The following is a 21796-nucleotide window of genomic DNA, read 5'->3' as shown; positions in this document are numbered from 1 at the left end:
ATGCGCGACAAAACAGTTAGCGCCATTCTGGCGCATGCCGCCGCATCCTTCCCCGAGGAGTGCTGTGGCGTGGTTATTCAGAAGGGGCGGGTGGAGAAATACATCCCCTGCAAAAATAATGCTGAGTCGCCGACTGAGCAATTTGAACTTAATCCTGAGGATTATGCGGCCGCCGAAGAGCAGGGCACTGTGGTGGCGATCGTCCACAGCCATCCCGGCGACGGGGCAACAACTCAGCCGAGCGAGCTCGACATGCTGATGTGTGATGCCACGGAACTGCCCTGGATTATTGCATCGTGGCCGGAGGGCGACATTCGCACCGTCATGCCTCGCGGAGACCGCCCCCTCACAGGGCGCCAGTTTGTACTCGGGTATGCAGACTGCTGGTCTCTCATCATGGACTATTTCCGCATCGAGCACGGCATTGAACTGCCCAACTACAGCGTAGATCGCCACTGGTGGGAGCAGGGTGAAAACCTCTATATGGATAACTGGCAGGAATGCGGTTTCCGTGAGTACGACGGTCCCGCTCAGCCAGGTGACATGGTTATCATGCAGGTTCAGTCCACCGTCCCGAACCATGCCGGGATTTTGCTTGATGGCAACATGCTACTGCATCACATGTATGGCCAGCTAAGCCAGCGTATTCCCTACGGTGGCTATTACCGTGACCGTACCATCAAAATTCTGCGTTATAAGGATTTGATGTAATGGAAAGAAAAACCGTTATCAAACTCAGCGGCTCAATGGCTCAGCGATTTGGCAGGAAACATCGCCGTGCACTAACGTCCGCCAGCGAAGTTTTCAGGGCGCTATCTAACACCATTGATGGCTTTGATGCTTACCTGCGTGAGGCTCGGGCAAAGGGGCTGGATTTTGTTATTTTCCGGGATCGTCGCAATATTGGGCACGAAGAGTTTGAACTCCTGGGGCCGGGTGATGAGTTAAGAATAATCCCTGTGATAAGGGGTAGTAAAAGAGCTGGAGTTTTCCAGGCGTTGCTCGGAACGGCTCTGGTCGCTGCTGCCATATGGATGCCGGGAGTTAGTATCGCAGCAAGTAACCTCATGTTTTCCGTTGGTGCCGCTATGGCCGTTGGCGGTGTAGTGCAAATGCTCTCTCCTCAGGTTTCAGGTCTGCGAATGCGTCAGGAACCTGATAACAAACCCTCCTATGCGTTTGGTGGTCCCGTTAACACGACGGCATCTGGCAATCCCGTCCCCCTGCTTTATGGGCAACGGGAAATTGGCGGCGCCATTATATCCGCCGGGGTTTATGCAGAAGATCAGCAATAAACCAAACCACGTACTGCAAGCCACCTGACGGTGGCTTTTTTATGGACGCGATATGACGACGACAATCATCAAAGGCCGCGGTAAAGGTGGCAGCAATCAGACCCGAACACCCGTTGAAGCACCGGACAGCATTCAGTCCATTGCAAGGGCAAAGGTGCTGATTGCGCTTGGAGAGGGTGAGTTCGCTGGCGGGCTTGATGGTAAAAACATTTTTCTTGGTGACTCATCTTCCTACACGCCTCTTCAGAACGCCGACGGAAGTTATAACTTCAATAATGTGAAATATGAGTTCCGTTCCGGTACTCAGGACCAGGACTACATTCAGGGCTTCCCCGGCATTGAAAACGAACTTCAGGTTTCATATGAGCTGAAACAGGCTGTGCCGTACGTGCGCGCGGTATCCAACACGCAGCTCTCTGCGCTGCGAATTCGCCTGGGGTGGCCAACTCTTTTACTCCAGAAAAAAAACGGTGATAAAGTCGGCACCCGCGTCGAGTATGCTATCGATCTGTCGGTCGATGGCGGGCCGTATGAAACGGTGGTTAACGGTGCTGTTGATGACAAAACCACGTCGCTTTATGAGCGCAGTCACCGCGTCAATCTTCCGAAAGCCTCGACTGGATGGCAGTTGCGGGTTCGCAGAATCACGCCGGATTCCACGAGCGTGAATATCGTCGACACCATGCGCGTTATGGCCGTTACTGAAATTATTGACGCCAAACTTCGCTACGTTAACACAGCGCTGCTGTATGTTGAGTTTGACGCAAAGCAGTTCCCTAATGGCATTCCTCAGGTTGTGTGCAATCCGAAAGGGCGAATCATCCGTGTACCTGATACTTATGATCCTGAAACCCGCACTTATTCTGGTACATGGGAGGGCGTATTTAAATGGGCGTGGACGGATAACCCTGCCTGGATTTATTACGACATCATTCTGAACGAGCGCTTCGGGCTGGGTCAAAGAATCGATGCGACTCAGATAGACAAATGGGAACTTTATCGCATCGCCCAGTATTGCGATCAACTGGTACCAGATGGCAAGGGCGGAAGTGGGACGGAGCCTCGTTTTCGTTGCAACGTTTATATCCAGGACCGTAATGACGCCTGGACCGTACTTCGTGATCTGGCGGGTATATTTCGCGGCATGACGTACTGGGGCGACAATAAGATGTATGTCCTGGCTGATATGCCACGGGATGTGTGGCACATCTATAACCACGCCAGCGTTGTTGAAGGAAAATTTACCTTTGCGGATCCGAGTGAAACCACCCGAAACACTGCCGCGCTGGTGAACTGGTCAGACCCAGCCAACCACTATAAAGACACGCCTGAGCCTGTTTACGATAACGATCTGGCCATGCGCTTCGATTATCGTCAGCTCGAAATGACTGCGATCGGCTGCACCAGGCAGTCAGAGGCAAACCGGCGGGGGCGCTGGGCGCTGCTCACTAACGGTATCGGCGAGGTAGTGACCTTCAGCACGGGCATGGACGTTCCACCTGTCGGGGAGGTGATCGGCGTGGCTGCTAACGAGCTGGCCGGAAGAACTATCGGCGGCAGGGTGAGTGCGGTTAACGGTCGCAACATAACCCTCGATCGCGCCGCTGATGTGAAGGCCGGGAACCGGCTGTTTTTGAATCTTCCATCAGGCGCAGCTCAGGCCAGAACCGTCCAGGCCGTTAACGGAAACACAGTCACTGTCACCACATCCTACAGCGAAACGCCGGAGGCTGAATGTAACTGGGGTGTGGACTCTGACGATCTGTTTATAGCGCTTTTCCGTGTTACGGGAACGCGGGACAACAACGACGGCACTTTCGAAGTCACCGGGACGACTTACAACCCTGACATCTATTCCGCCGTTGATACCGGCGCAAGACTGGACGAGCGGCCAGTCAGTGTCATTCCACCCGGGGTTCAGGCTCCACCAGGAAATATTGTCGTAGACAGTTACTCTACGGTTAACCAGAACATTGCGATTACCACTATGCGCGTTGCCTGGGATTCTGTTCAGGGTGCAGTTGCTTACGAGGCGGAATGGCGGCGTGACAGCGGCAACTGGATTAGTGTGCCCCGAACGTCTTCTCTCGGCTTTGAAGTGCAGGGTATCTACTCGGGTCGCTATCTGGTCCGTGTCAGGGCGGTGAACGCCAGCGACGTTTCATCAGTATGGGCGACATCATCAGAAGTAAATCTTACGGGTAAAGTGGGCAATCCGCCGAAACCGGTCGGCTTCATCGCTTCCGATAATGTGGTATTCGGTATCGAGCTGAGCTGGGGATTCCCGGCGAACACCGACGACACGCTGAAGACGGAAATTCAGTACAGCCCGACCGGGACGGAAGACGATGCGATGCTGCTGGCCGATGTGCCTTACCCGCAGCGCAAATATCAGCAGATGGGCCTTAAGGCTGGACAAATTTTCTGGTACCGCGCGCAGCTGGTTGACCGAAGCGGAAACGAATCAGGGTATACAGACTTTGTGCGCGGTCAGGCCAGCATCGATGTATCCGATATCACCGATGCGATCCTGGAGGAGATTAAAGATTCCGAGGTATTTAAGGATCTGATTGAAAGTGCTGTAGACAGTAGCGAGAAACTGGCCGAGCTTTCTGATGCAATTAAGGAGAACGCCGATGGGCTGGCTGCCGCCGTAGGTTCGAATAAGCAGACAGCAGAAGCAATCATCGGCAACGCGCTGGCTATTGCCGATGTTGTCGTGCGCCAGACAGCCCAACAGGGCGCTAACTCTGCGACATTCGAACAGCTCCGGGAGGTGATCGCTACTGAAACGGAGGCGCGCGTAACGGATGTTACCCGTCTTGAGGCAAAAACTGCGCAGAACGAGGCGGGAGTTACCGAGGTAAGGCAGGCTCTGTCAGATGAAGCTCAGGCAAGGGCTACTGCTGTTGATCAGCTCACTGCGAGCACTCAGGTCATTTCTGATAAAGCTGATTCGGCTTCGAGTAAAGCTGACGCTGCATCAGGTAAGGCAGATGCGGCTGAACAAGCCAGCTCACAAAACACTGCTGATATCACCACGTTGCGACAGGTTGTCACAGACACGACTTCATCAATGGCATCCCGCCTGGAGGAGCTGGGAGCAAGAACCGATACTGCCAGCGGCGGCATCCAGAATAACGCTATCGCGCTAATAACGAGTACGCTGGCGCAGGCTGATCAGCGGGTGAGACTCAGTGCGCAGTACGGTGACAGCAAGGCCGACATCGATCGTATTGATAACGTCATGGCAAGCGACAGGGAGGCAACAGCACGTTCGCTGCTAAGTTTGCAGACTGACGTGAACGGCAACAAGGCATCCATCAACAGCCTGAATCAGACGTTCTCCGATTACCAGCAGGCCACCGCGACGCAGATAAACGGCATTACGGCGACCATCAACGGGCACACTTCAGCGATCACCACCAACGCGCAGGCCATTGCGAACGTCAACGGCGACCTGAAGGCGATGTACAGCATCAAGGTTGCCGTGGATGCGAACGGAAAACAGTATGCTGCTGGTATGGGGATTGGTGTTGAGAATACTCCATCTGGCATGCAGTCGCAGGTATTATTCCTCGCAGATCGTTTTGCAGTGATGATGCAGGCAGGAGGAACCCCTACCATCGTCTTCACCACGCAAAATGGTCAGTTGATAATCCGCGATGCTGTTATCGGGGAGGGGACGATCGGTAACAGTAAAATCGGTAATTACATCCAGTCATCAACCTGGGATGGGACAGGGAATGTCGGATGGCATATCAACAAGTCCGGGTATGCCGTGTTTAACAACGTGACCGTTCGTGGCTCGATTTACGCCACAACGGGTAACTTTGGATTCAGTGGGCCGAACAAGGCGACGGTGATAGACAGTAATGGTGTAACTATCAACCTGACCGGAGGCGGCCGTATCGTACTTGGAGAATGGACATAACATGCCAAGAGGACTACTAATTGATCTGAATGATGGCGGAAAGCGGATGGAGATAACGGCGGGTCTTCGGTGCCCGTCTTTTGGAGCCTACTTTGACAGTGGCTACCAGAAAGCCAAATACGCTGATATTGCCGGTTATGTTTCCGGGGCGCAGGTGCTGTTTATCCCGCACGCGACAGCTTACCTTGATTCAGGGCTGCTTCATAAAATGAACTCGGTCACCATATCCGGTGGCCGTGTGACGCAGAACTCCACGATGAAGGACGTAAGCATCAGTGAGCGTGAGAGTACGTACACGTTCCCCGGAAGCATCTGGCAGATATTTCCTCCTGGCCAGCGTAAAGGAGAAGGCCTGCTTATTGATGACAGTACTGACTTCCTGGCGATTACCAATGCCACGCAGTCAGGGCAGTGTATCTGGAAGGGGACCGTCAATGTCCCCACTGGCGGCTGGGCAGTTCCCACAATAGCGGGATACGACAAGTCCAAATATATCGTCTTTGGGCGCTGCAATAGCGGTAACACAGTCGATTTCGATGGCAACACGGTCAGGTTCTTCAGCCCTCCATCCACCAACGATGACGCTCCGACAACCGGCACGATTGATATCGTCATATTCGCCAGTGGTGTGACGCCGCAGCCGGGAACGGGGCTAAACATCTTCAATGCAGCCGGGGCCTGCACGTTTTCAACGACAAAGCGGCCTTTCGTCTACCTCAACCAGCTCTGGACGCCTTCAAAAAATGCCGTGAGCATCGGCAGCGGGTATGTTCCGCTGGGTAGGTTCGGGCTGATGGCTCACGAAGTTAATGGCATGTACGTGTATAGAATGTTCGGAATAAAAATACAGAACGGCAGTGCTTCAGTTCAGGGTGGGAAATATCTGGGGCGCGAGCGGTATGCAATTTTTGGTAATGACACGGTAACGCCACTGAACCTTCCCGTTCTCCCCGATATGTACGTCTGAATAAACTGTCTTTTTAACAAACCTCGCTCCGGCGGGGTTTTTTTATTGCCTGGAGAAAACATGATTTATACCACTGGCACTATCGCCATCAGCGGAAACACCCTTACAGGTACCGGCACAAACTTCACTGCTGCTGGTTCTCTTATTCGTAACGGCTGTACCGTTATTGCAATGACCAGCCCTGTGCAGGTATTTCAGATTACCACCATCGGCAGCGCAACAAGTCTCACCGTAACGCCAGCAGCTAACCCAGCAGTTCCCGCCGGAACCCGATTTGCCATTCTTCTGAGTGACAGTCTGAGCGTGGATGGGCTGGCGCAGGATATCGCTGAAACCTTCACGATGTACCAGCGCTACATGAGCGGGTTCGCTGATGTAATGAACGGGACATCTGATGTCACCATAACTATCAATGGCACTGCCGTTACCGTACCGGGTCAGAAATCGCTGGCGAAGAAAGGGGCAAACAGCGACATTACCAGCCTGAGCGGATTAACAACTGCTCTCAGCATCGCTCAGGGCGGTACTGGAGCGAAAACAGCTAATGAAGCGCTAACAGCACTTGGTGCTCTTGGTACTGGCGGAGGAACGTTAACGAATTCCCTGAATATCGCCGGTATCGCTGGTAACCCTTACGCTTTCACCGTTGAAGGACTTTCAACTATTGGTAGTGTATGGGCTCATACGGTGATGGTTAACGGTACTCCTCGTTTTAGGGCAGGTGTTGCAGGCATTGGTGGTGCCGTCTCTTACCAAATCGCAGGAAGAAATAATAGCACCGATGCATTCTCAACAATGCTGTCCGTGAAGCCAGGCTCAGTTGTTTACACTTCTGAAAATACCACTAAAGCCTCCGATGGCACGCTGAAAGCAGCTTCGCCGGTGGCCAGAATCGTGAAATCTCAGAACGAGAATCAGCGCACAGATATTGATGAAAATGATTTTATCTGGTGCGGCTGCGGTACGGCGAATGCAGAAGCTGAAGGAATCAGTATTTCTCGTCTTGATGTAGGTGTTTATACGCTTACCGGTTCAGCCGGTCTGGCTTCTTCTGGCTGGCAACTCCTCCCGCCTATGGACCCTGGCGGCATGGGGGAGCTGGGTGTTGTTGAAGCTGAGCAAACAGAAAGCGGTGGGCTGACGATTCGGCTTTTTAAGCGGAAATACATGCTGAGCGATGAAGGGGAGATCGTCAAAACAAAAGGGGCTCCTATGGATGTTCCGGCCAACAGCTGGATCGACGTTCGCCTCGACATGCCTGAAAACAGTGTATGGAATCAACGACAGGAAGAAGCTTTGGAAGCTGCGGAGAATGAATCTGGTTCGTAATTAAATGTTGGCAGCCAGATAAATGATGGCTGCCAGATTTTGTCACATACCCACCTGGCGAACTGTCGGAAACTCAGACACAAGCCACATGTCGGATTCATCAAACATTTCCTCCAGCATGCGGTTCAGCTTTTCACGATCACTTTTGCTGGCATCGCTATTCAGGCCGTTTGCCTGCATCGGCTTCACCTTCACTTCGGCATCAGGGAAAATCTGGTGCACCCGCTTCGTCAGTTCGGCCAGAATAATTTCTCTGGCCCCTTCAAGCCCCTCTACATTGCGTTTGTCATAAACCAGTTCAACAAACATTATGTGCTCCATTGTTTACTGTTTGGATATACAGTATTTAAGCTTCAGAGCAATGCTGCGTCAAGTAAAGGTTTAAATCGGCTTGTGTACACATATGGGTACATAATAATTGGTTTGTTGGTGTTTATATTTAATAAAATCAGTTAATTGAATTTAATGTGCACTTTAACCATTTAACTAAGGGGACGAAGCGGCAAGAGTATAGCGTTATTTACACTTTTCGTTAAGCGCATTGCCGCCTGACTGGTCAAAGAGTCACCGTTCACGCCGATTTTTCGGCAGTTTTATCCTTTTTTTCCTGAGCCTTAAGCTCGGCCTTACGCTTGTTGGACATGTCGTTACGGATTTGCGCATGGCTCAACAGCGCAAAGATAAAGGTCCCGCCACAAATGTTGCCTGCGAGGGTTGGCAGGGCGAACGGCCAGAAAAAGTCGCTCCAGTGGAGTGTGCCGTTAAATACCAGATAAAGGATTTCAACGGTTCCGACAACAATGTGCGTGGTATCGGCGAGTGCGATAAGCCAGGTCATCAGGATAATCACCACGATTTTCGCGCTGCCCGCTGAGGGGAACATCCACACCATAGTGGCGATGATCCAGCCGGAAATTATGGCATTAGAGAACATTTCAACCGGCGTGTTTTTCATCACATCCATGCCAATTTTCACAAATGCGTCGCGGGTCGGTTCATCAAATATTGGCATATACTCGAACGCCCAGGCGGCTATACCCGTACCGATGAGGTTCCCCAGCAGCACGACGCTCCACAGGCGCATCAGTAAACCGAAATTACCGAGGGTCGGATTTTGCATGACGGGCAGTACGGCAGTGACGGTATTCTCCGTAAAAAGCTGCTGTCGCGCCATAATGACGATAATAAAGCCGAACGTGTAGCCTAAATTTTCCAGCAAAAACCCGCCCGGTACGCCTTCCAGCTGAACGTGAAATATCCCTTTGGCGAGCAAAGAGGCGCCCATTGACAGACCGGCTGCAATGGCTGACCACAGCAGGGCCATCGCGTCGCGCTCCATCTCTTTTTCCCCGTCCTGGCGAATATGCTCATGAATAGCCATGGCGCGTGACGGCAGGCGATCTTCATCGACTTCTATCTCTTCTCCCCGGTCTTTCTCTTCACTTTCAATCTCAAGTTCTTCATTGTTCTCGCCAATTTTTTCTTCGTTAATGTCTTTCATAACAGCTCCTTCGGGGTAATTGCTCATTTAAGCGTAGCGGCTTTTAGCGCCTTGCCCGTGGGGATGCTCTTAAATTGCTGTAAATGGCAATAAAGGTGAGACATCTCTTTCAAAGCCAATATAAAATTGCCAGCGAAACGAATTCTGAAAGACAGGCTATGCTGAAATTAGCGTGATGACGCGAGCGGGTCGTCATTGTCCTCGTAGACATCGGTAAGCGTGCTGTTACAATCACTTGCACGTTTCAGGCGGAGCATCACCGGCTCCGTCACAGATGGCATTCAACGATAGCCATATTGAACAGGGAGAAATTTATGAAGCTTCGGCTGTCGGCGCTTGCGCTGGGCGTAACAATGCTTGTGGGCTGCGCCAGCTCTGGCGAGCAAACGGGACGCTCCGATCCTCTCGAAGGATTTAACCGTTCAATGTACAGCTTTAACTATAATGTGCTGGATCCGTATCTGGTTCGTCCGGTTGCCGTGGCATGGCGTGACTACGTTCCGCAGCCGGCGCGTAACGGGCTGAGCAACTTTACCAGTAACCTGGAAGAGCCAGCGGTTATGGTCAACTACTTCCTCCAGGGCGACCCGTATCAGGGGATGGTGCATTTCACCCGCTTCTTCCTGAACTCCCTGCTGGGTATGGGCGGCTTAATTGATGTCGCGGGCATGGCGAACCCGAAATTACAGCGTGAACAGCCGCACCGTTTCGGCAGCACGCTGGGGCATTATGGCGTAGGTTATGGGCCGTATGTGCACCTGCCATTCTACGGCAGCTTTACCGTGCGTGATGATGGCGGCGACATGGTGGATACGTTGTATCCGGTGCTGTCATGGCTCACCTGGCCGCTGTCGATTGGTAAATGGACCGTGGAAGGAATTGAAACACGTGCGCAACTGCTGGACTCTGACGGTCTGCTGCGTCAGTCTTCCGATCCGTACATCATGGTCCGCGAGGCCTACTTCCAGAACCATGACTTTATTGCCAACGGCGGTAAGCTGAAGCCGGAAGATAATCCGAACGCGAAAGCCATCGAGAACGAATTAAAAGATATCGATTCGGAATAAATAAAAAAGGTGAGCAATGCTCACCTTTTTTAATCGTGTTGGGATTAGAACGCGTAGTTGAAGTTGGTACCAAACAGCCAGGCTTTACCTTCAGAGGTAAACTCGTAAGGGCCTTCCTGGAAGGTCACTTTCTGTCCATGCATGTACGACACGCCCGCGTCGATAGAGGCATTCTCGTTGAACGCGTAGGTTGACCCCGCACTCACCCAGAAACGGTCCTGATCCGGAATGGAGATAGAACGCTTATCTGCCGGTACCGGGCTGTCATCAAATGCCACGCCGGTACGGAACGTCCAGTTGTCATCCATATAATAGGTCGTACCAAGCGCGATACGGTAAGCATCGTGGAAGCTTTCGTCTTTATAGAACAGCGTCTGGCCGTTGCTGCCGGTGGCTTTCAGCTCCTGGAACTGGCTCCAGCTGGTATACGCGAGACTGTAGTGAATGGCCCACTGCGGCGCAACGCGGTTATAACCTGACACTTCCCACATTTCTGGCAGATGCAGCGACAGTGAACCCGGTACGGTTTGATTCGAGGTACCCCATGGAATGGTGGTGCCCGCGCCTGGGACCATACCGTTGACTGGGCTCAGGATGCCGCTTTTGTAATCGCCATCGAAGTCAATCTTCACTTCTGAGCGGTAGGTCAGACCCCAGCGGTTGTTTTTATCCAGTTCATACAGGATACCGGCGTTCCAGCCGTAGCCCCATTCATCGCCTTTCAGGCTGGCAATTTTATTGCTGTTTTTCGGCAGCGCAGCAGTTTGCTCCCCGGAATAACGCTCGATTTTTGCATCAGCGTAGACAGCATCAAAGCCCAGACCAAAGCTCCAGTTATCGTTCAGACGATATGCGCCGCTCAGGTTAAGGTTCAGGGTCGTCAGGTCGGTTTTACCGCCGTATTCCCCGGCCGGATAGTTGTTATTGAACTCCGTTGCCAGGCCATAGTTAGAGGTGACAGAGGCACCCCAACCAAACTGTTCATTGATTGGCGCAACAAAGTGCAGGTTAGGCACCCACGCGGTCGGCGCAATGTTATCCGCCTTCAGATCTGCGCCGGTGAACTGAGATTTGCCAGAAATATTGACATCAGGATCGATGTAAACCGCACCGGCAGAGAAGGTAGGGCGATCAAACATCATGATCAGCGCCGGGTTACGGCTCGCGTTGCCTGCGTCATCGGCAATCGCACCTTCCCCGGAATACGCACGGCCAAGGCCAGAGGAAGAAAATTCGTTTAACTGGAAGCCCGCTGACCAGGCGGACGTTGAGACGATTGCCACTGCAACTGCTAAAGCAGTTTGTTTGAACAGGGTTTTCTGGCTCATGACCATAACCTCATTGAGTTATTTTTATTCAATAATTGTTACATACCGTAACAGGAGCGCGAAGTGTAGGGTCTGAGGTATGACTTACAAATCAGACCAGTGGCGAGAGTATAGGTCTGACCAGCTGGGATGTTGCAAGTTTGTTTATTAATATTTTCAGATATGTTTCTTGAAACGAGATCTGGTTGGCAAAATTGTGACCAGTGCGATTCCTCTGAAAAGGGGAATTTTGTTTTAGATCATTTTTTAGTGTGATATTGCTCACTTATCCGATTTTGCGCCATTAACGGCTGGAGGGGGCTCGTCCGGGGGCGTAAAATAGACGCATCGTGTTTATCTCGCGCCCTGCGCGAATACAGAGGAAATTGAGCTATGAGTAAATGCAGTGCTGATGAAACCCCGGTTTGCTGCTGTATGGATGTTGGCACCATTATGGACAACACCGATTGCACCGCCTCTTACAGCCGCGTATTCCCTAACCGTGCTGAAGCGGAAGAAACGCTGGCCGCGCTGAGCCAGCGCGCGCGTGAAGTCGAATCCGATCCGTGTGAAATCAAATCCACCTTCACGGAAGTAGAAGGCGGCGTGCAGCTGGATATCGACTTTGTGTTCGCCTGCGAAGCAGAAACGCTGATCTTCCAGTTAGGCCTGCGTTAATACTTTTTGCACAGGCCTATGATCGTGTAGGCCGGGTAAGGCAACGCCGCAACCCGGCAACAAATCTCACAAATGCCTCTGCTATGCAGGGGCATTTTCTTTTTCTTCTCTGTGCCTTAGCTCGCAATTTTTCGCTTCCCCGATTGGCTCAATGTAAAAAAATAGTTAAGACTATTATCAGGTCAGACCACTTAATGTGCGCGCAAAATTTTTTTACAGGGGAGTGTTATGAGTCAGGCATTACCGCTTATCACCCGACACGGTGACCGCATTGCCATTATCAGCGGGTTACGTACGCCGTTTGCGCGTCAGGCAACCGCGTTTCACGGTATACCGGCTGTCGATCTGGGAAAAATGGTGGTGGGGGAGATGCTGGCTCGCAGCGAGATCCCGCCAGAGGTTATTGAGCAACTGGTTTTCGGCCAGGTGGTGCAGATGCCGGAAGCACCCAATATCGCGCGTGAAATCGTGCTGGGTACCGGCATGAATGTTCATACCGACGCCTACAGCGTCAGCCGCGCCTGCGCCACAAGTTTCCAGGCGGTGGCGAACGTGGCGGAAAGCCTGATGGCGGGGACCATTCGCGCGGGGATCGCCGGCGGCGCGGATTCCTCCTCCGTGCTGCCCATCGGCGTCAGCAAACAGCTGGCCCGCATCCTCGTGGATGCTAACAAAGCTCGCACTACCGGTGCAAAGCTTAAACTCTTCTCGCGTTTACGCCTGCGCGACCTCATGCCCGTGCCACCTGCCGTTGCTGAATACTCCACCGGCCTGCGCATGGGCGATACAGCCGAGCAGATGGCAAAAACCTACGGTATTACCCGCGAACAGCAGGATGCACTGGCGCATCGCTCGCATCAGCTCGCTGCGAAGGCCTGGTCGGAAGGCAAACTTGCCGACGAGGTGATGACTGCTTATATCCCGCCTTTCCGCGAACCGCTGGTGGAAGATAACAATATCCGTGGCACCTCGACGCTGGAGGATTACGCAAAACTGCGCCCGGCGTTTGATCGTAAACATGGCACCGTTACGGCGGCCAACAGTACGCCACTGACGGACGGTGCCGCCGCCGTGATCCTGATGACGGAATCCCGGGCGAAAGAGCTTGGCATCACACCGCTGGGCTATTTGCGTAGCTACGCCTTTACCGCCATTGATGTCTGGCAGGACATGCTGCTCGGTCCGGCCTGGTCCACGCCGCTGGCGCTGGAGCGCGCGGGGCTAACGCTCTCCGATCTCACGTTAATTGATATGCACGAAGCCTTTGCCGCACAAACGCTGGCAAACGTGCAGCTTTTGGCGAGCGAACGTTTTGCCCGCGACGTGCTGGGCCGCGCCCACGCGACCGGCGAAGTGGATCAGAGTAAGTTTAACGTGCTTGGCGGATCCATCGCCTACGGCCATCCATTTGCGGCGACCGGCGCGAGAATGATAACCCAGACTTTGCACGAGCTGCGTCGCCGCGGCGGCGGTTTTGGTCTCGTTACCGCCTGTGCGGCGGGCGGCCTGGGTGCAGCAATGGTTCTGGAGGCTGAATAATGGAAACGACATCTGCATTTAACCTGGCTGTTCGCCTTGATAACGTGGCTGTTATCACCATTGATGTACCCGACGAAAAAATGAACACCCTGAAGGCCGAGTTCGGCGTTCAGGTGCGTGCGATGCTCAGACAGATCCGCGAAAACAAAGCGATACGTGGCCTGGTATTTATCTCGGCAAAGCCGGATAACTTTATTGCCGGGGCCGATATCAACATGATTGCCCGGGCGAAAAGCGCTCAGGAAGCAGAAGACCTGGCGCGTCAAGGGCAGCAGGTAATGGCGGAGATCCATGCGCTGTCGATACCCGTTGTCGCTGCGATCCACGGGGCCTGCCTGGGCGGTGGGCTTGAGCTGGCGCTGGCCTGTCACAGCCGCATTTGTACCGACGATGCGAAAACGGTACTCGGACTGCCGGAGGTACAGCTTGGATTGCTGCCCGGTTCAGGTGGCACGCAGCGCCTGCCGCGTCTGGTGGGCGTCAGTACGGCGCTGGAGATGATTTTAACCGGTAAACAGCTGCGCGCCCGTCAGGCATTAAAGGCGGGTCTGGTTGATGAGGTCGTTCCGCACGCCATCTTGCTTGAGGCCGCCGTTGAGCGGGCGCTGAAAGGTCGTCAGGCGAAACGCCCTCTGCCGGTGCGCGAGCGTATCCTCGCCGGGCCGCTGGGGCGCACGCTGCTGTTCAATATGGTGGGTAAAAAAACCGAGCAAAAAACCAAAGGGAATTATCCGGCAGCGACGCGCATTCTGAAGGTGATTGAAACCGGTTTATCGCAGGGCAGCAGCAGCGGTTATGCTGCGGAAGCGAAAGCCTTTGGCGAGCTGGCGATGACGCCGCAGTCGCAGGCGCTGCGCGGCATTTTCTTTGCCAGCACGGAGGTTAAAAAAGATCCGGGCAGTGAAGCTGAACCGGCTCTGCTGCGCGCCGTTGGCGTTCTGGGTGGTGGGCTGATGGGCGGCGGCATCGCATTTGTCACCGCCAGCAAAGGCAAATTGCCCGTACGTATCAAAGATATCAACCCTAAGGGTATCAACCATGCGTTGCAGTACAGCTGGCAGAACCTTGATCGCAAAGTGAAACGCCGCCATATCAAGGCCAGTGAGCGCGATAAAACCCTCGCGATGATCACTGGCGCCACCGACTACAGTGGGTTTGCACACCGCGATCTGGTGATTGAAGCCGTGTTCGAAGATCTGGCCCTTAAGCAGCAGATGGTGGCGGACGTTGAACAGCACTGCGCGCCGCACACCATTTTCGCGTCAAACACCTCGTCTTTGCCGATCGGCGACATCGCGGCGAAAGCCGTGCGCCCGGAGAAGGTAATAGGGCTGCACTATTTCAGCCCTGTCGAAAAAATGCCGCTGGTGGAGGTTATCCCGCATGCCACAACCAGCCCGCAAACTATTGCCACCGTGGTGAAGCTGGCGAAAAAACAGGGCAAAACCCCGATTGTGGTCGCGGACAAAGCCGGCTTCTACGTCAACCGCATTCTGGCGCCGTACATTAACGAAGCGATGCGGTTGCTGACGGAAGGGGAGAAAATTGAGCACGTCGATGACGCTCTGGTGAAGTTTGGTTTCCCCGTCGGCCCAATCCAACTTTTGGATGAGGTAGGAATTGATACGGGGACTAAAATTATCCCTGTGCTGGAAGCGGCTTATGGCGATCGTTTTGCGCCGCCTGCAAACTTTGTTTCTGCAATTTTGAAGGACGATCGCAAAGGCAGAAAAAATGAACGCGGTTTCTATCTTTACGCCGCGAAAGGGCGTAAAAGCAAGAAACAGGTCGACCCTTCGGTTTATGCGCTTATTCCTGTCACGGGTCAGGCAAAATTGTCGGCGGTTCAGTGTGCTGAGCGCTGCGTAATGATGATGCTCAATGAAGCGGCGCGCTGCTTTGGTGAGCAGGTGATCAAGAGCGCACGCGACGGCGACATCGGCGCCGTGTTTGGTATCGGTTTTCCGCCATTCCTTGGCGGTCCGTTCCGGTATATGGATACCCTCGGGGCGGGTGAAGTGGTTGCGATTCTGCAACGTCTGGCCTCGCAATATGGTCCACGGTTTACACCTTGTGACGAATTATTGCAGATGGCGGAACGGGGTCAGACATTCTGGCCCGTAAGGGAAACTGATTGCGTAAACTGAAGTCAAAGAAGGGTAAATCCTGAGGTGATGGAACCTGTTCTGGCGAAATTGTAAACAGAGATTGACTATACTTACGCCATTGAGGTAAAAAACAGCGTTTCATTCACCGAATGGATCAGGCACAATGCCCGGCCATCGGGTTTTCTACCTCAGAGCATTAATCGCGGGTAGTCAACGCCGGTGATTCTGGTTAACAAAAGCGGTGCAATATGCAAGTTTTTATCATGCGTCACGGCGACGCGGCACTCGATGCCGCCAGTGACTCAGTACGTCCTTTAACCGTCTGTGGCTGCGACGAATCCCGTCAGATGGCGACATGGCTTAAAGGTCAAAAAGTGGACATTGAACGCGTTCTGGTGAGTCCGTTCCTGCGGGCAGAACAGACGCTGGATGTGGTAGGGGAGTGTATGAACCTGCCATCCAGTGTGGATGTGCTCCCTGAACTTACGCCGTGTGGCGATGTTGGCCTTGTCAGTGCTTATCTTCAGGCGCTGTGCAATGAAGGTGTCGCTTCCGCACTGGTCATTTCCCACCTGCCGCTGGTCGGCTATCTGGTATCTGAGCTGTGCCCGGGCGAAACGCCACCGATGTTCACTACGTCCGCCATTGCCAACGTCACCCTCGACGAAACCGGCAAAGGGGTCTTTAACTGGCAAATGAGTCCGTGCAACCTGAAGATGGCAAAAGCCATCTGACGTGACGTGCGATATGGCGGGGTGCAGCGTGCCTCCCGCCATCCTGTCAGGGCAACTCTGGCGGCTGCCACTCCTCCACTTCAATCAATACCAGCAATGCGGCATCTCCGCCGTACTCTTTGGGTGCCTGATGAAACGCCATCACGTGCGGGTGCTGAGCCAGCCACAGCGGTGTCTGTTGCTTAAGAATATGTTTGCCGTGGCCGTGCATTACGCAGGCGCAAAAAACATGCTCGCGACGACATGCCGCGATCAACGCCCCCAGCTCCTGTTTCGCCTGCATCTGGGTCAACCCATGCAGATCGAGGAACAGCTCCGGCGAGTAATCTCCCCGGCGTAATTTTTTCAGTTCAAAATGGCTGACGTCTTCGCGCACGTATTTCACCGCACCCTGAGTATTGAGCAGCGGCTGAAACTCATCTGAAAAATAGTGGCTGTTATCGGCCTGCTCCTGGAGCAGACGTTTGACCGGAACCTCGCTGATTTTTTTACGCTGCGGGCGATGGACAATGGTGTCGTGCGTGATTTGACGCGTCCCGGTCATCAGCTGGCGGAAGAGAGCCTGATCCTCCTCGCTGAGCGATGTTTTCTTTTTCATTCGTCATTCTCATCTCGTATTTCCGATAGTGTACCCGACTAAACGCATTTTTTAACCTCAAGCGACACGCGTCATTGCTGATTTATCGCCGTCTTCATGGCAAACTAGCCGCCGAAAATTATGCGAGCATGCCCTGGAGGAAAGAGTGGATAAAATTTTTGTCGATGAAGCAGTAAACGAGCTGCATACCATACAGGACATGTTGCGCTGGTCGGTTAGCCGCTTCAGCGCCGCCAATATCTGGTACGGCCACGGTACGGATAACCCGTGGGATGAGGCCGTTCAGCTGGTGCTGCCGTCTCTCTATCTGCCGCTGGATATTCCGGAAGACATGCGCACCGCGCGCCTGACCTCCAGCGAAAAACACCGCATCGTTGAGCGCGTGATCCGTCGCGTGAACGAGCGCATTCCGGTGGCTTACCTGACCAACAAAGCCTGGTTCTGCGGCCATGAGTTCTATGTTGATGAACGCGTGCTGGTGCCGCGCTCGCCGATTGGCGAGCTGATCAACAACCACTTTGACGGCCTGATTAACCATCAGCCGCAGCACATTCTTGATATGTGCACCGGCAGCGGCTGCATCGCCATTGCCTGCGCGTACGCCTTCCCGGAAGCGGAAGTGGACGCCGTCGATATCTCCACCGACGCGCTGGCCGTCACCGAACACAACATTGAAGAGCACGGGCTGATTCATCACGTCACGCCTATCCGCTCTGACCTGTTCCGCGACCTGCCGACGCTGCAATACGACCTGATCGTCACCAATCCGCCGTACGTGGATGCAGAAGACATGTCCGACCTGCCGAACGAGTACCGTCACGAGCCGGAGCTGGGTCTGGCGTCCGGCTCTGACGGGCTGAAGCTGACCCGCCGCATCCTGGCCTGCGCGCCGGATTATCTGACCGACGACGGCGTTCTGATTTGTGAAGTGGGCAACAGCATGGTACATCTGATAGAGCAGTACCCGGATGTGCCGTTCACCTGGCTTGAGTTCGACAACGGCGGTGACGGCGTCTTTATGCTGACCAAGGCGCAGCTGCTTGATGCACGCGAATACTTCAGTATTTACAAAGATTAATCCAGCGGGCTTCGGCCCGTTTCACAACGCTCAAACACAAACAACAACATCGGAGCCGTGATGGCAGGAAACAGTATTGGACAGGTATTCCGTGTGACCACCTTTGGCGAGTCGCACGGTCTGGCACTGGGTTGTATCGTTGATGGCGTCCCGCCAGGCATCGAACTGACCGAAGCCGATTTACAGCATGACCTTGACCGCCGGCGTCCGGGTACCTCTCGCTACACCACGCAGCGTCGCGAGCCGGACCAGGTCAAAATTCTCTCCGGCGTATTTGAAGGCCGTACCACCGGGACCAGCATTGGTCTGCTGATTGAAAACACCGATCAGCGTTCTCAGGACTACGGCGCGATTAAAGACGTCTTCCGTCCGGGCCACGCTGATTACACCTACGAACAAAAATATGGCTTTCGCGACTATCGCGGCGGCGGACGTTCTTCCGCACGTGAAACCGCGATGCGCGTGGCGGCAGGGGCGATTGCCAAAAAATATCTCCAGCAGAAATTCGGCATCGTTATCCGCGGCTGTCTGACCCAGATGGGCGACATTCCGCTGGCCATCAAAGACTGGGAGCAGGTAGAACTTAACCCGTTCTTCTGCGCCGATGCCGACAAGCTGGACGCGCTGGATGAGCTGATGCGTGGCCTGAAAAAAGAGGGCGATTCCATTGGTGCGAAAGTCACCGTGGTAGCCGACGGCGTGCCGGCTGGCTGGGGCGAGCCGGTATTTGACCGCCTTGACGCCGACATCGCCCACGCGCTGATGAGCATCAACGCGGTGAAAGGCGTTGAAATCGGCGACGGTTTTGACGTGGTTAAGCTTCGCGGCAGCCAGAACCGCGACGAAATCACGAAGGCGGGTTTCCAGAGCAACCATGCGGGCGGCATTCTGGGCGGCATCAGCAGCGGGCAGCAAATTATTGCCAATATCGCGCTGAAGCCAACGTCCAGCATTACCGTGCCGGGCCACACGATTAACCGCGCTGGCGATGAAGTTGAGATGATCACCAAAGGGCGTCACGATCCGTGCGTGGGGATCCGCGCGGTACCGATCGCAGAAGCGATGCTGGCGATCGTGCTGATGGATCACTTCCTGCGCCAGCGCGCGCAGAATGCGGATGTGACGACCACCATTCCACGCTGGTAACTATGAAAAAAACCGCAATCGCTCTGCTGGCGCTGCTGGCCAGTGGAGCAAGCCTGGCCGCTACGCCGTGGCAGAAAATCACCCACCCGGTAGCGGGGAGCGCGCAGTCCATTGGCGCTTTCTCCAACGGGTGTATCGTCGGCGCGCAGGAACTTCCGCTGCAATCGGATACCTATCAGGTGATGCGCACCGACCAGCGCCGTTATTTCGGCCATCCTGACCTGGTGCTTTTTATTCAGCGTCTTGGCAACCAGGTGCATAATCTGGGGCTGGGCACGATGCTGATTGGCGATATGGGGATGCCTGCCGGTGGCCGCTTTAACGGCGGTCACGCCAGCCACCAGACCGGACTGGATGTGGATATCTTCCTGCAATTGCCGAAAACGCGCTGGAGCTCAGCGCAGCTGCTGAAACCGCAGGCGCTGGATCTGGTCTCGGCCGACGGTAAACGGGTCGTCGCCTCACGATGGTCGCCGGAAATTTCCAGCATGATTAAGCTGGCGGCAGAGGATAACGACGTCACGCGGATCTTTGTTAATCCGGCCATCAAGCAGCAGCTTTGCCTGGATGCGGGAACGGATCGCGACTGGTTGCGTAAAGTGCGCCCGTGGTTCCAGCATCGTGCCCATATGCATGTTCGCCTGCGCTGCCCGGCGAACAGCCTGGAATGTGAAGATCAGCCGCTGCCACCGCCTGGCGATGGTTGTGGTTACGAACTGCAAAGCTGGTTTGAACCAGCCAAGCCTGGAACCTCTAAGCCTGAGAAGAAGACACCGCCTCCGTTGCCGCCTTCCTGCCAGGCGCTACTGGATGAGCATGTACTTTAATGGATAATTTCGTCGATCTGTTCATGGTGTCACCGCTGCTTCTGGCGGTGCTCTTTTTTGTTGCAATGTTAGCCGGATTTATCGATGCCCTGGCGGGCGGCGGCGGGTTGCTCACCGTTCCGGCGTTGCTGGCGGCAGGCATGAGCCCTGCCCAGGCGCTTGCCACCAACAAACTCCAGGCATGCGGCGGTTCGCTCTCCTCGTCGCTCTATTTCATTCGGCGTAAAGTGGTGAATCTCGCCGATCAGAAGCTCAATATCCTGATGACGTTTATTGGCTCAACGGCGGGCGCGCTGCTGGTCCAGCACGTACAGTCCGACATTCTGCGCCAGATCCTGCCGCTGCTGGTTATCTGTATCGGCCTCTATTTCTTACTCATGCCAAAGCTCGGGGAAGAAGATCGACAGCGTCGCCTTCACGGCCTGCCGTTTGCGCTGATCGCCGGTGGCTGCGTCGGTTTTTACGATGGCTTCTTTGGCCCGGGGGCAGGCTCGTTTTACGCGCTGGCATTCGTGACGCTGGCCGGGTTCAACCTCGCCAAATCCACCGCCCACGCCAAAGTCCTCAACGCGACCTCCAACGTCGGCGGTCTGCTGCTGTTTATCATTGGCGGCAAGGTTATCTGGGCAACCGGGTTTGTGATGATGGCAGGGCAGTTTTTGGGCGCGCGCGCAGGCTCGCGTCTGGTATTAAGCAAAGGGCAAAAGCTGATCCGCCCGATGATTGTTGTCGTCTCGGCGGTGATGAGCGCCAAACTTCTTTATGACAGCCATGGACAGGAGATCCTCACCTGGTTGGGGATGAACTAATGAACAGTACGCATAACTACGAACAGCTGATTGAGATCTTCGATAGCTGTTTTGCTGATGATTTTAATACCCGTCTGATTAAAGGCGACGACGAACCGATCTATCTTCCAGCTGATGACGAGGTTCCGTATAACCGCATCATCTTTGCCCACGGCTTTTACGCCAGCGGTTTGCACGAAATTTCGCACTGGTGTATCGCCGGGAAAGCGCGTCGCGAGCTGGTGGACTTTGGTTACTGGTACTGCCCGGACGGGCGCGACGCCGCCACCCAGGGGCAGTTTGAAGATGTGGAGGTGAAACCCCAGGCGCTGGAATGGCTGTTCTGCGTGGCGGCGGGTTTCCCGTTCAACGTGAGCTGTGACAACCTCGAAGGCGACTTCGAGCCAGACCGTATCGTCTTCCAGCGCCGCGTTCATGCGCAGGTGATGGAATATCTTGAGAAAGGCATCCCGGCACGTCCGGCACGCCTGATCGAGGCTTTACAGAATTATTACCACACGCCGGAGATCACGGCGGAACGCTTCCCGTGGCCGGAAGATCTTTAACAGAGGAAAGAAGATGATCGCAGAATTTGAATCACGCATTCTGGCGTTAATTGATGACATGGTGGAACACGCCAGTGATGATGAGCTGTTCGCCAGCGGTTATCTGCGTGGTCACCTGACGCTGGCGGTAGCCGCGCTGGAAGCCGGGGACGATCACTCTGCCGACGCCGTTCACGCGGAAGTCACTCGCAGCCTGGAAAACGCTATTCAGGCCGGGGAACTCTCTCCGCGCGACCAGTCTTTAGTGCTGGGCATGTGGGATAATTTGTTCCAGCAGGCGAAAGCGAAGTAAGTGTATCACCGCCCTCTCCCACAGGGAGAGGGCCGGGGTGAG

20 protein-coding genes are annotated in these 21796 nt (G+C 54.4%); 16 read left to right on the top strand and 4 right to left on the bottom strand.

The features are described 5' to 3' along the window. From DD597_RS08600 to DD597_RS24835, 5 genes are read left to right on the top strand one after another with little or no spacing between them, the layout of a single operon-like run. Positions 1 to 711: a C40 family peptidase gene (locus DD597_RS08600; RefSeq protein ID WP_023296258.1), complete on the top strand. Its 711-nt coding sequence runs from the start codon at positions 1 to 3 to the stop codon at positions 709 to 711. Then, positions 711 to 1295 carry a tail assembly protein gene (locus DD597_RS08595; protein ID WP_047359589.1) on the top strand — a complete coding sequence of 195 codons (585 nt, stop codon included), beginning with the start codon at positions 711 to 713 and terminating at the stop codon, positions 1293 to 1295. The genes DD597_RS08600 and DD597_RS08595 overlap by 1 nt, the downstream gene beginning before the upstream one ends. A gap of 52 nt (positions 1296 to 1347) precedes the next feature. Next, positions 1348 to 5229, top strand: a complete 3882-nt coding sequence (locus DD597_RS08590) for a phage tail protein (RefSeq protein WP_129256089.1) — start codon at positions 1348 to 1350, stop codon at positions 5227 to 5229. 1 nt (position 5230) lies between these two features. Further along, positions 5231 to 6196, top strand: coding sequence for a DUF6453 family protein (locus DD597_RS08585; protein ID WP_033487176.1), 966 nt, complete (start codon positions 5231 to 5233; stop codon positions 6194 to 6196). Positions 6197 to 6256: 60 nt separating this feature from the next. Beyond that, a complete protein-coding gene (locus DD597_RS24835; RefSeq protein ID WP_165298113.1) occupies positions 6257 to 7525 on the top strand; it encodes a phage tail protein in 1269 nt (422 codons plus the stop codon). Positions 7526 to 7567: 42 nt separating this feature from the next. Here DD597_RS24835 and DD597_RS08575 read toward each other — a convergent pair whose 3' ends face one another. Both DD597_RS08575 and DD597_RS08570 read right to left on the bottom strand, forming a co-directional pair. Continuing rightward, positions 7568 to 7834, bottom strand: a complete 267-nt coding sequence (locus tag DD597_RS08575; protein ID WP_000497435.1) for a DinI family protein — start codon at positions 7832 to 7834, stop codon at positions 7568 to 7570. Between the two features lie 262 nt (positions 7835 to 8096). After that, positions 8097 to 9026 (bottom strand): formate/nitrite transporter family protein, encoded by a 930-nt coding sequence (locus tag DD597_RS08570; protein WP_003861364.1) that lies wholly within the window; start codon positions 9024 to 9026, stop codon positions 8097 to 8099. Between the two features lie 314 nt (positions 9027 to 9340). Here DD597_RS08570 and mlaA point away from each other — a divergent pair, with 314 nt between their 5' ends. Further along, positions 9341 to 10093 carry a phospholipid-binding lipoprotein MlaA gene (gene mlaA, locus DD597_RS08565; RefSeq protein WP_003861365.1) on the top strand — a complete coding sequence of 251 codons (753 nt, stop codon included), beginning with the start codon at positions 9341 to 9343 and terminating at the stop codon, positions 10091 to 10093. Positions 10094 to 10137: 44 nt separating this feature from the next. Here mlaA and fadL read toward each other — a convergent pair whose 3' ends face one another. Further along, positions 10138 to 11421 carry a long-chain fatty acid transporter FadL gene (fadL, locus tag DD597_RS08560; protein ID WP_129256088.1) on the bottom strand — a complete coding sequence of 428 codons (1284 nt, stop codon included), beginning with the start codon at positions 11419 to 11421 and terminating at the stop codon, positions 10138 to 10140. Positions 11422 to 11793: 372 nt separating this feature from the next. Between fadL and DD597_RS08555 the strand changes: the two genes are divergently transcribed. The 4 genes from DD597_RS08555 (at position 11794) to sixA (ending at position 16459) form a co-directional block, all read left to right on the top strand. Further along, positions 11794 to 12078 (top strand): YfcZ/YiiS family protein, encoded by a 285-nt coding sequence (locus tag DD597_RS08555; protein WP_003861368.1) that lies wholly within the window; start codon positions 11794 to 11796, stop codon positions 12076 to 12078. Between the two features lie 228 nt (positions 12079 to 12306). Beyond that, positions 12307 to 13617 carry an acetyl-CoA C-acyltransferase FadI gene (gene fadI / locus DD597_RS08550; RefSeq protein WP_022651548.1) on the top strand — a complete coding sequence of 437 codons (1311 nt, stop codon included), beginning with the start codon at positions 12307 to 12309 and terminating at the stop codon, positions 13615 to 13617. Further along, the gene (gene fadJ / locus DD597_RS08545; RefSeq protein ID WP_048210149.1) at positions 13617 to 15764 is read left to right on the top strand and encodes a fatty acid oxidation complex subunit alpha FadJ; all 2148 of its coding nucleotides are present in this window, start codon (positions 13617 to 13619) and stop codon (positions 15762 to 15764) included. The genes fadI and fadJ overlap by 1 nt, the downstream gene beginning before the upstream one ends. Before the next feature lie 209 nt (positions 15765 to 15973). Continuing rightward, positions 15974 to 16459, top strand: coding sequence for a phosphohistidine phosphatase SixA (sixA, locus tag DD597_RS08540; RefSeq protein WP_003861375.1), 486 nt, complete (start codon positions 15974 to 15976; stop codon positions 16457 to 16459). Between the two features lie 46 nt (positions 16460 to 16505). On the opposite strand, the gene smrB is transcribed toward sixA, so the two are convergent. Then, positions 16506 to 17057, bottom strand: a complete 552-nt coding sequence (gene smrB / locus DD597_RS08535) for an endonuclease SmrB (RefSeq protein ID WP_045343757.1) — start codon at positions 17055 to 17057, stop codon at positions 16506 to 16508. Positions 17058 to 17202: 145 nt separating this feature from the next. Here smrB and prmB point away from each other — a divergent pair, with 145 nt between their 5' ends. From prmB to DD597_RS08505, 6 genes are read left to right on the top strand one after another with little or no spacing between them, the layout of a single operon-like run. Beyond that, on the top strand, positions 17203 to 18135 hold the full coding sequence (gene prmB, locus DD597_RS08530) for a 50S ribosomal protein L3 N(5)-glutamine methyltransferase (protein WP_003861381.1): 933 nt from the start codon (positions 17203 to 17205) through the stop codon (positions 18133 to 18135). 60 nt (positions 18136 to 18195) lie between these two features. After that, positions 18196 to 19281 carry a chorismate synthase gene (gene aroC / locus DD597_RS08525; protein WP_023314595.1) on the top strand — a complete coding sequence of 362 codons (1086 nt, stop codon included), beginning with the start codon at positions 18196 to 18198 and terminating at the stop codon, positions 19279 to 19281. Positions 19282 to 19283: 2 nt separating this feature from the next. Beyond that, entirely contained in the window at positions 19284 to 20108 is an 825-nt protein-coding gene (gene mepA, locus DD597_RS08520) for a penicillin-insensitive murein endopeptidase (protein WP_003861385.1), read from the top strand. Next, entirely contained in the window at positions 20108 to 20917 is an 810-nt protein-coding gene (locus tag DD597_RS08515) for a sulfite exporter TauE/SafE family protein (protein WP_003861386.1), read from the top strand. The genes mepA and DD597_RS08515 overlap by 1 nt, the downstream gene beginning before the upstream one ends. Further along, on the top strand, positions 20917 to 21462 hold the full coding sequence (locus tag DD597_RS08510; RefSeq protein WP_023314593.1) for an elongation factor P hydroxylase: 546 nt from the start codon (positions 20917 to 20919) through the stop codon (positions 21460 to 21462). Before DD597_RS08515 ends, DD597_RS08510 begins: the two co-directional genes overlap by 1 nt. 13 nt (positions 21463 to 21475) lie before the next feature. Then, a complete protein-coding gene (locus DD597_RS08505) occupies positions 21476 to 21754 on the top strand; it encodes a YfcL family protein (RefSeq protein ID WP_003861391.1) in 279 nt (92 codons plus the stop codon). Positions 21755 to 21796: the final 42 nt, after the last annotated feature.

The sequence above is a fragment of the Enterobacter cloacae complex sp. 677-3DZ2D5B genome (genome assembly GCF_004136695.1).
In the GTDB taxonomy this organism is placed as follows: domain Bacteria; phylum Pseudomonadota; class Gammaproteobacteria; order Enterobacterales; family Enterobacteriaceae; genus Enterobacter; species Enterobacter hormaechei_C.
This window is presented reverse-complemented; position numbering and strand designations above follow the sequence as displayed.

What these genes read in the sequence shown, in the direction of transcription:
- DD597_RS08600 (WP_023296258.1), top strand. Translation starts at nt 1, where the DNA reads ATGCGCGACAAAACAGTTAGCGCCATTCTGGCGCATGCCGCCGCATCC.
- DD597_RS08595 (WP_047359589.1), top strand. Translation starts at nt 711, where the DNA reads ATGGAAAGAAAAACCGTTATCAAACTCAGCGGCTCAATGGCTCAGCGA.
- DD597_RS08590 (WP_129256089.1), top strand. Translation starts at nt 1,348, where the DNA reads ATGACGACGACAATCATCAAAGGCCGCGGTAAAGGTGGCAGCAATCAG.
- DD597_RS08585 (WP_033487176.1), top strand. Translation starts at nt 5,231, where the DNA reads ATGCCAAGAGGACTACTAATTGATCTGAATGATGGCGGAAAGCGGATG.
- DD597_RS24835 (WP_165298113.1), top strand. Translation starts at nt 6,257, where the DNA reads ATGATTTATACCACTGGCACTATCGCCATCAGCGGAAACACCCTTACA.
- DD597_RS08575 (WP_000497435.1), bottom strand. Translation starts at nt 7,834, where the DNA reads ATGTTTGTTGAACTGGTTTATGACAAACGCAATGTAGAGGGGCTTGAA.
- DD597_RS08570 (WP_003861364.1), bottom strand. Translation starts at nt 9,026, where the DNA reads ATGAAAGACATTAACGAAGAAAAAATTGGCGAGAACAATGAAGAACTT.
- mlaA (WP_003861365.1), top strand. Translation starts at nt 9,341, where the DNA reads ATGAAGCTTCGGCTGTCGGCGCTTGCGCTGGGCGTAACAATGCTTGTG.
- fadL (WP_129256088.1), bottom strand. Translation starts at nt 11,421, where the DNA reads ATGAGCCAGAAAACCCTGTTCAAACAAACTGCTTTAGCAGTTGCAGTG.
- DD597_RS08555 (WP_003861368.1), top strand. Translation starts at nt 11,794, where the DNA reads ATGAGTAAATGCAGTGCTGATGAAACCCCGGTTTGCTGCTGTATGGAT.
- fadI (WP_022651548.1), top strand. Translation starts at nt 12,307, where the DNA reads ATGAGTCAGGCATTACCGCTTATCACCCGACACGGTGACCGCATTGCC.
- fadJ (WP_048210149.1), top strand. Translation starts at nt 13,617, where the DNA reads ATGGAAACGACATCTGCATTTAACCTGGCTGTTCGCCTTGATAACGTG.
- sixA (WP_003861375.1), top strand. Translation starts at nt 15,974, where the DNA reads ATGCAAGTTTTTATCATGCGTCACGGCGACGCGGCACTCGATGCCGCC.
- smrB (WP_045343757.1), bottom strand. Translation starts at nt 17,057, where the DNA reads ATGAAAAAGAAAACATCGCTCAGCGAGGAGGATCAGGCTCTCTTCCGC.
- aroC (WP_023314595.1), top strand. Translation starts at nt 18,196, where the DNA reads ATGGCAGGAAACAGTATTGGACAGGTATTCCGTGTGACCACCTTTGGC.
- mepA (WP_003861385.1), top strand. Translation starts at nt 19,284, where the DNA reads ATGAAAAAAACCGCAATCGCTCTGCTGGCGCTGCTGGCCAGTGGAGCA.
- DD597_RS08515 (WP_003861386.1), top strand. Translation starts at nt 20,108, where the DNA reads ATGGATAATTTCGTCGATCTGTTCATGGTGTCACCGCTGCTTCTGGCG.
- DD597_RS08510 (WP_023314593.1), top strand. Translation starts at nt 20,917, where the DNA reads ATGAACAGTACGCATAACTACGAACAGCTGATTGAGATCTTCGATAGC.
- DD597_RS08505 (WP_003861391.1), top strand. Translation starts at nt 21,476, where the DNA reads ATGATCGCAGAATTTGAATCACGCATTCTGGCGTTAATTGATGACATG.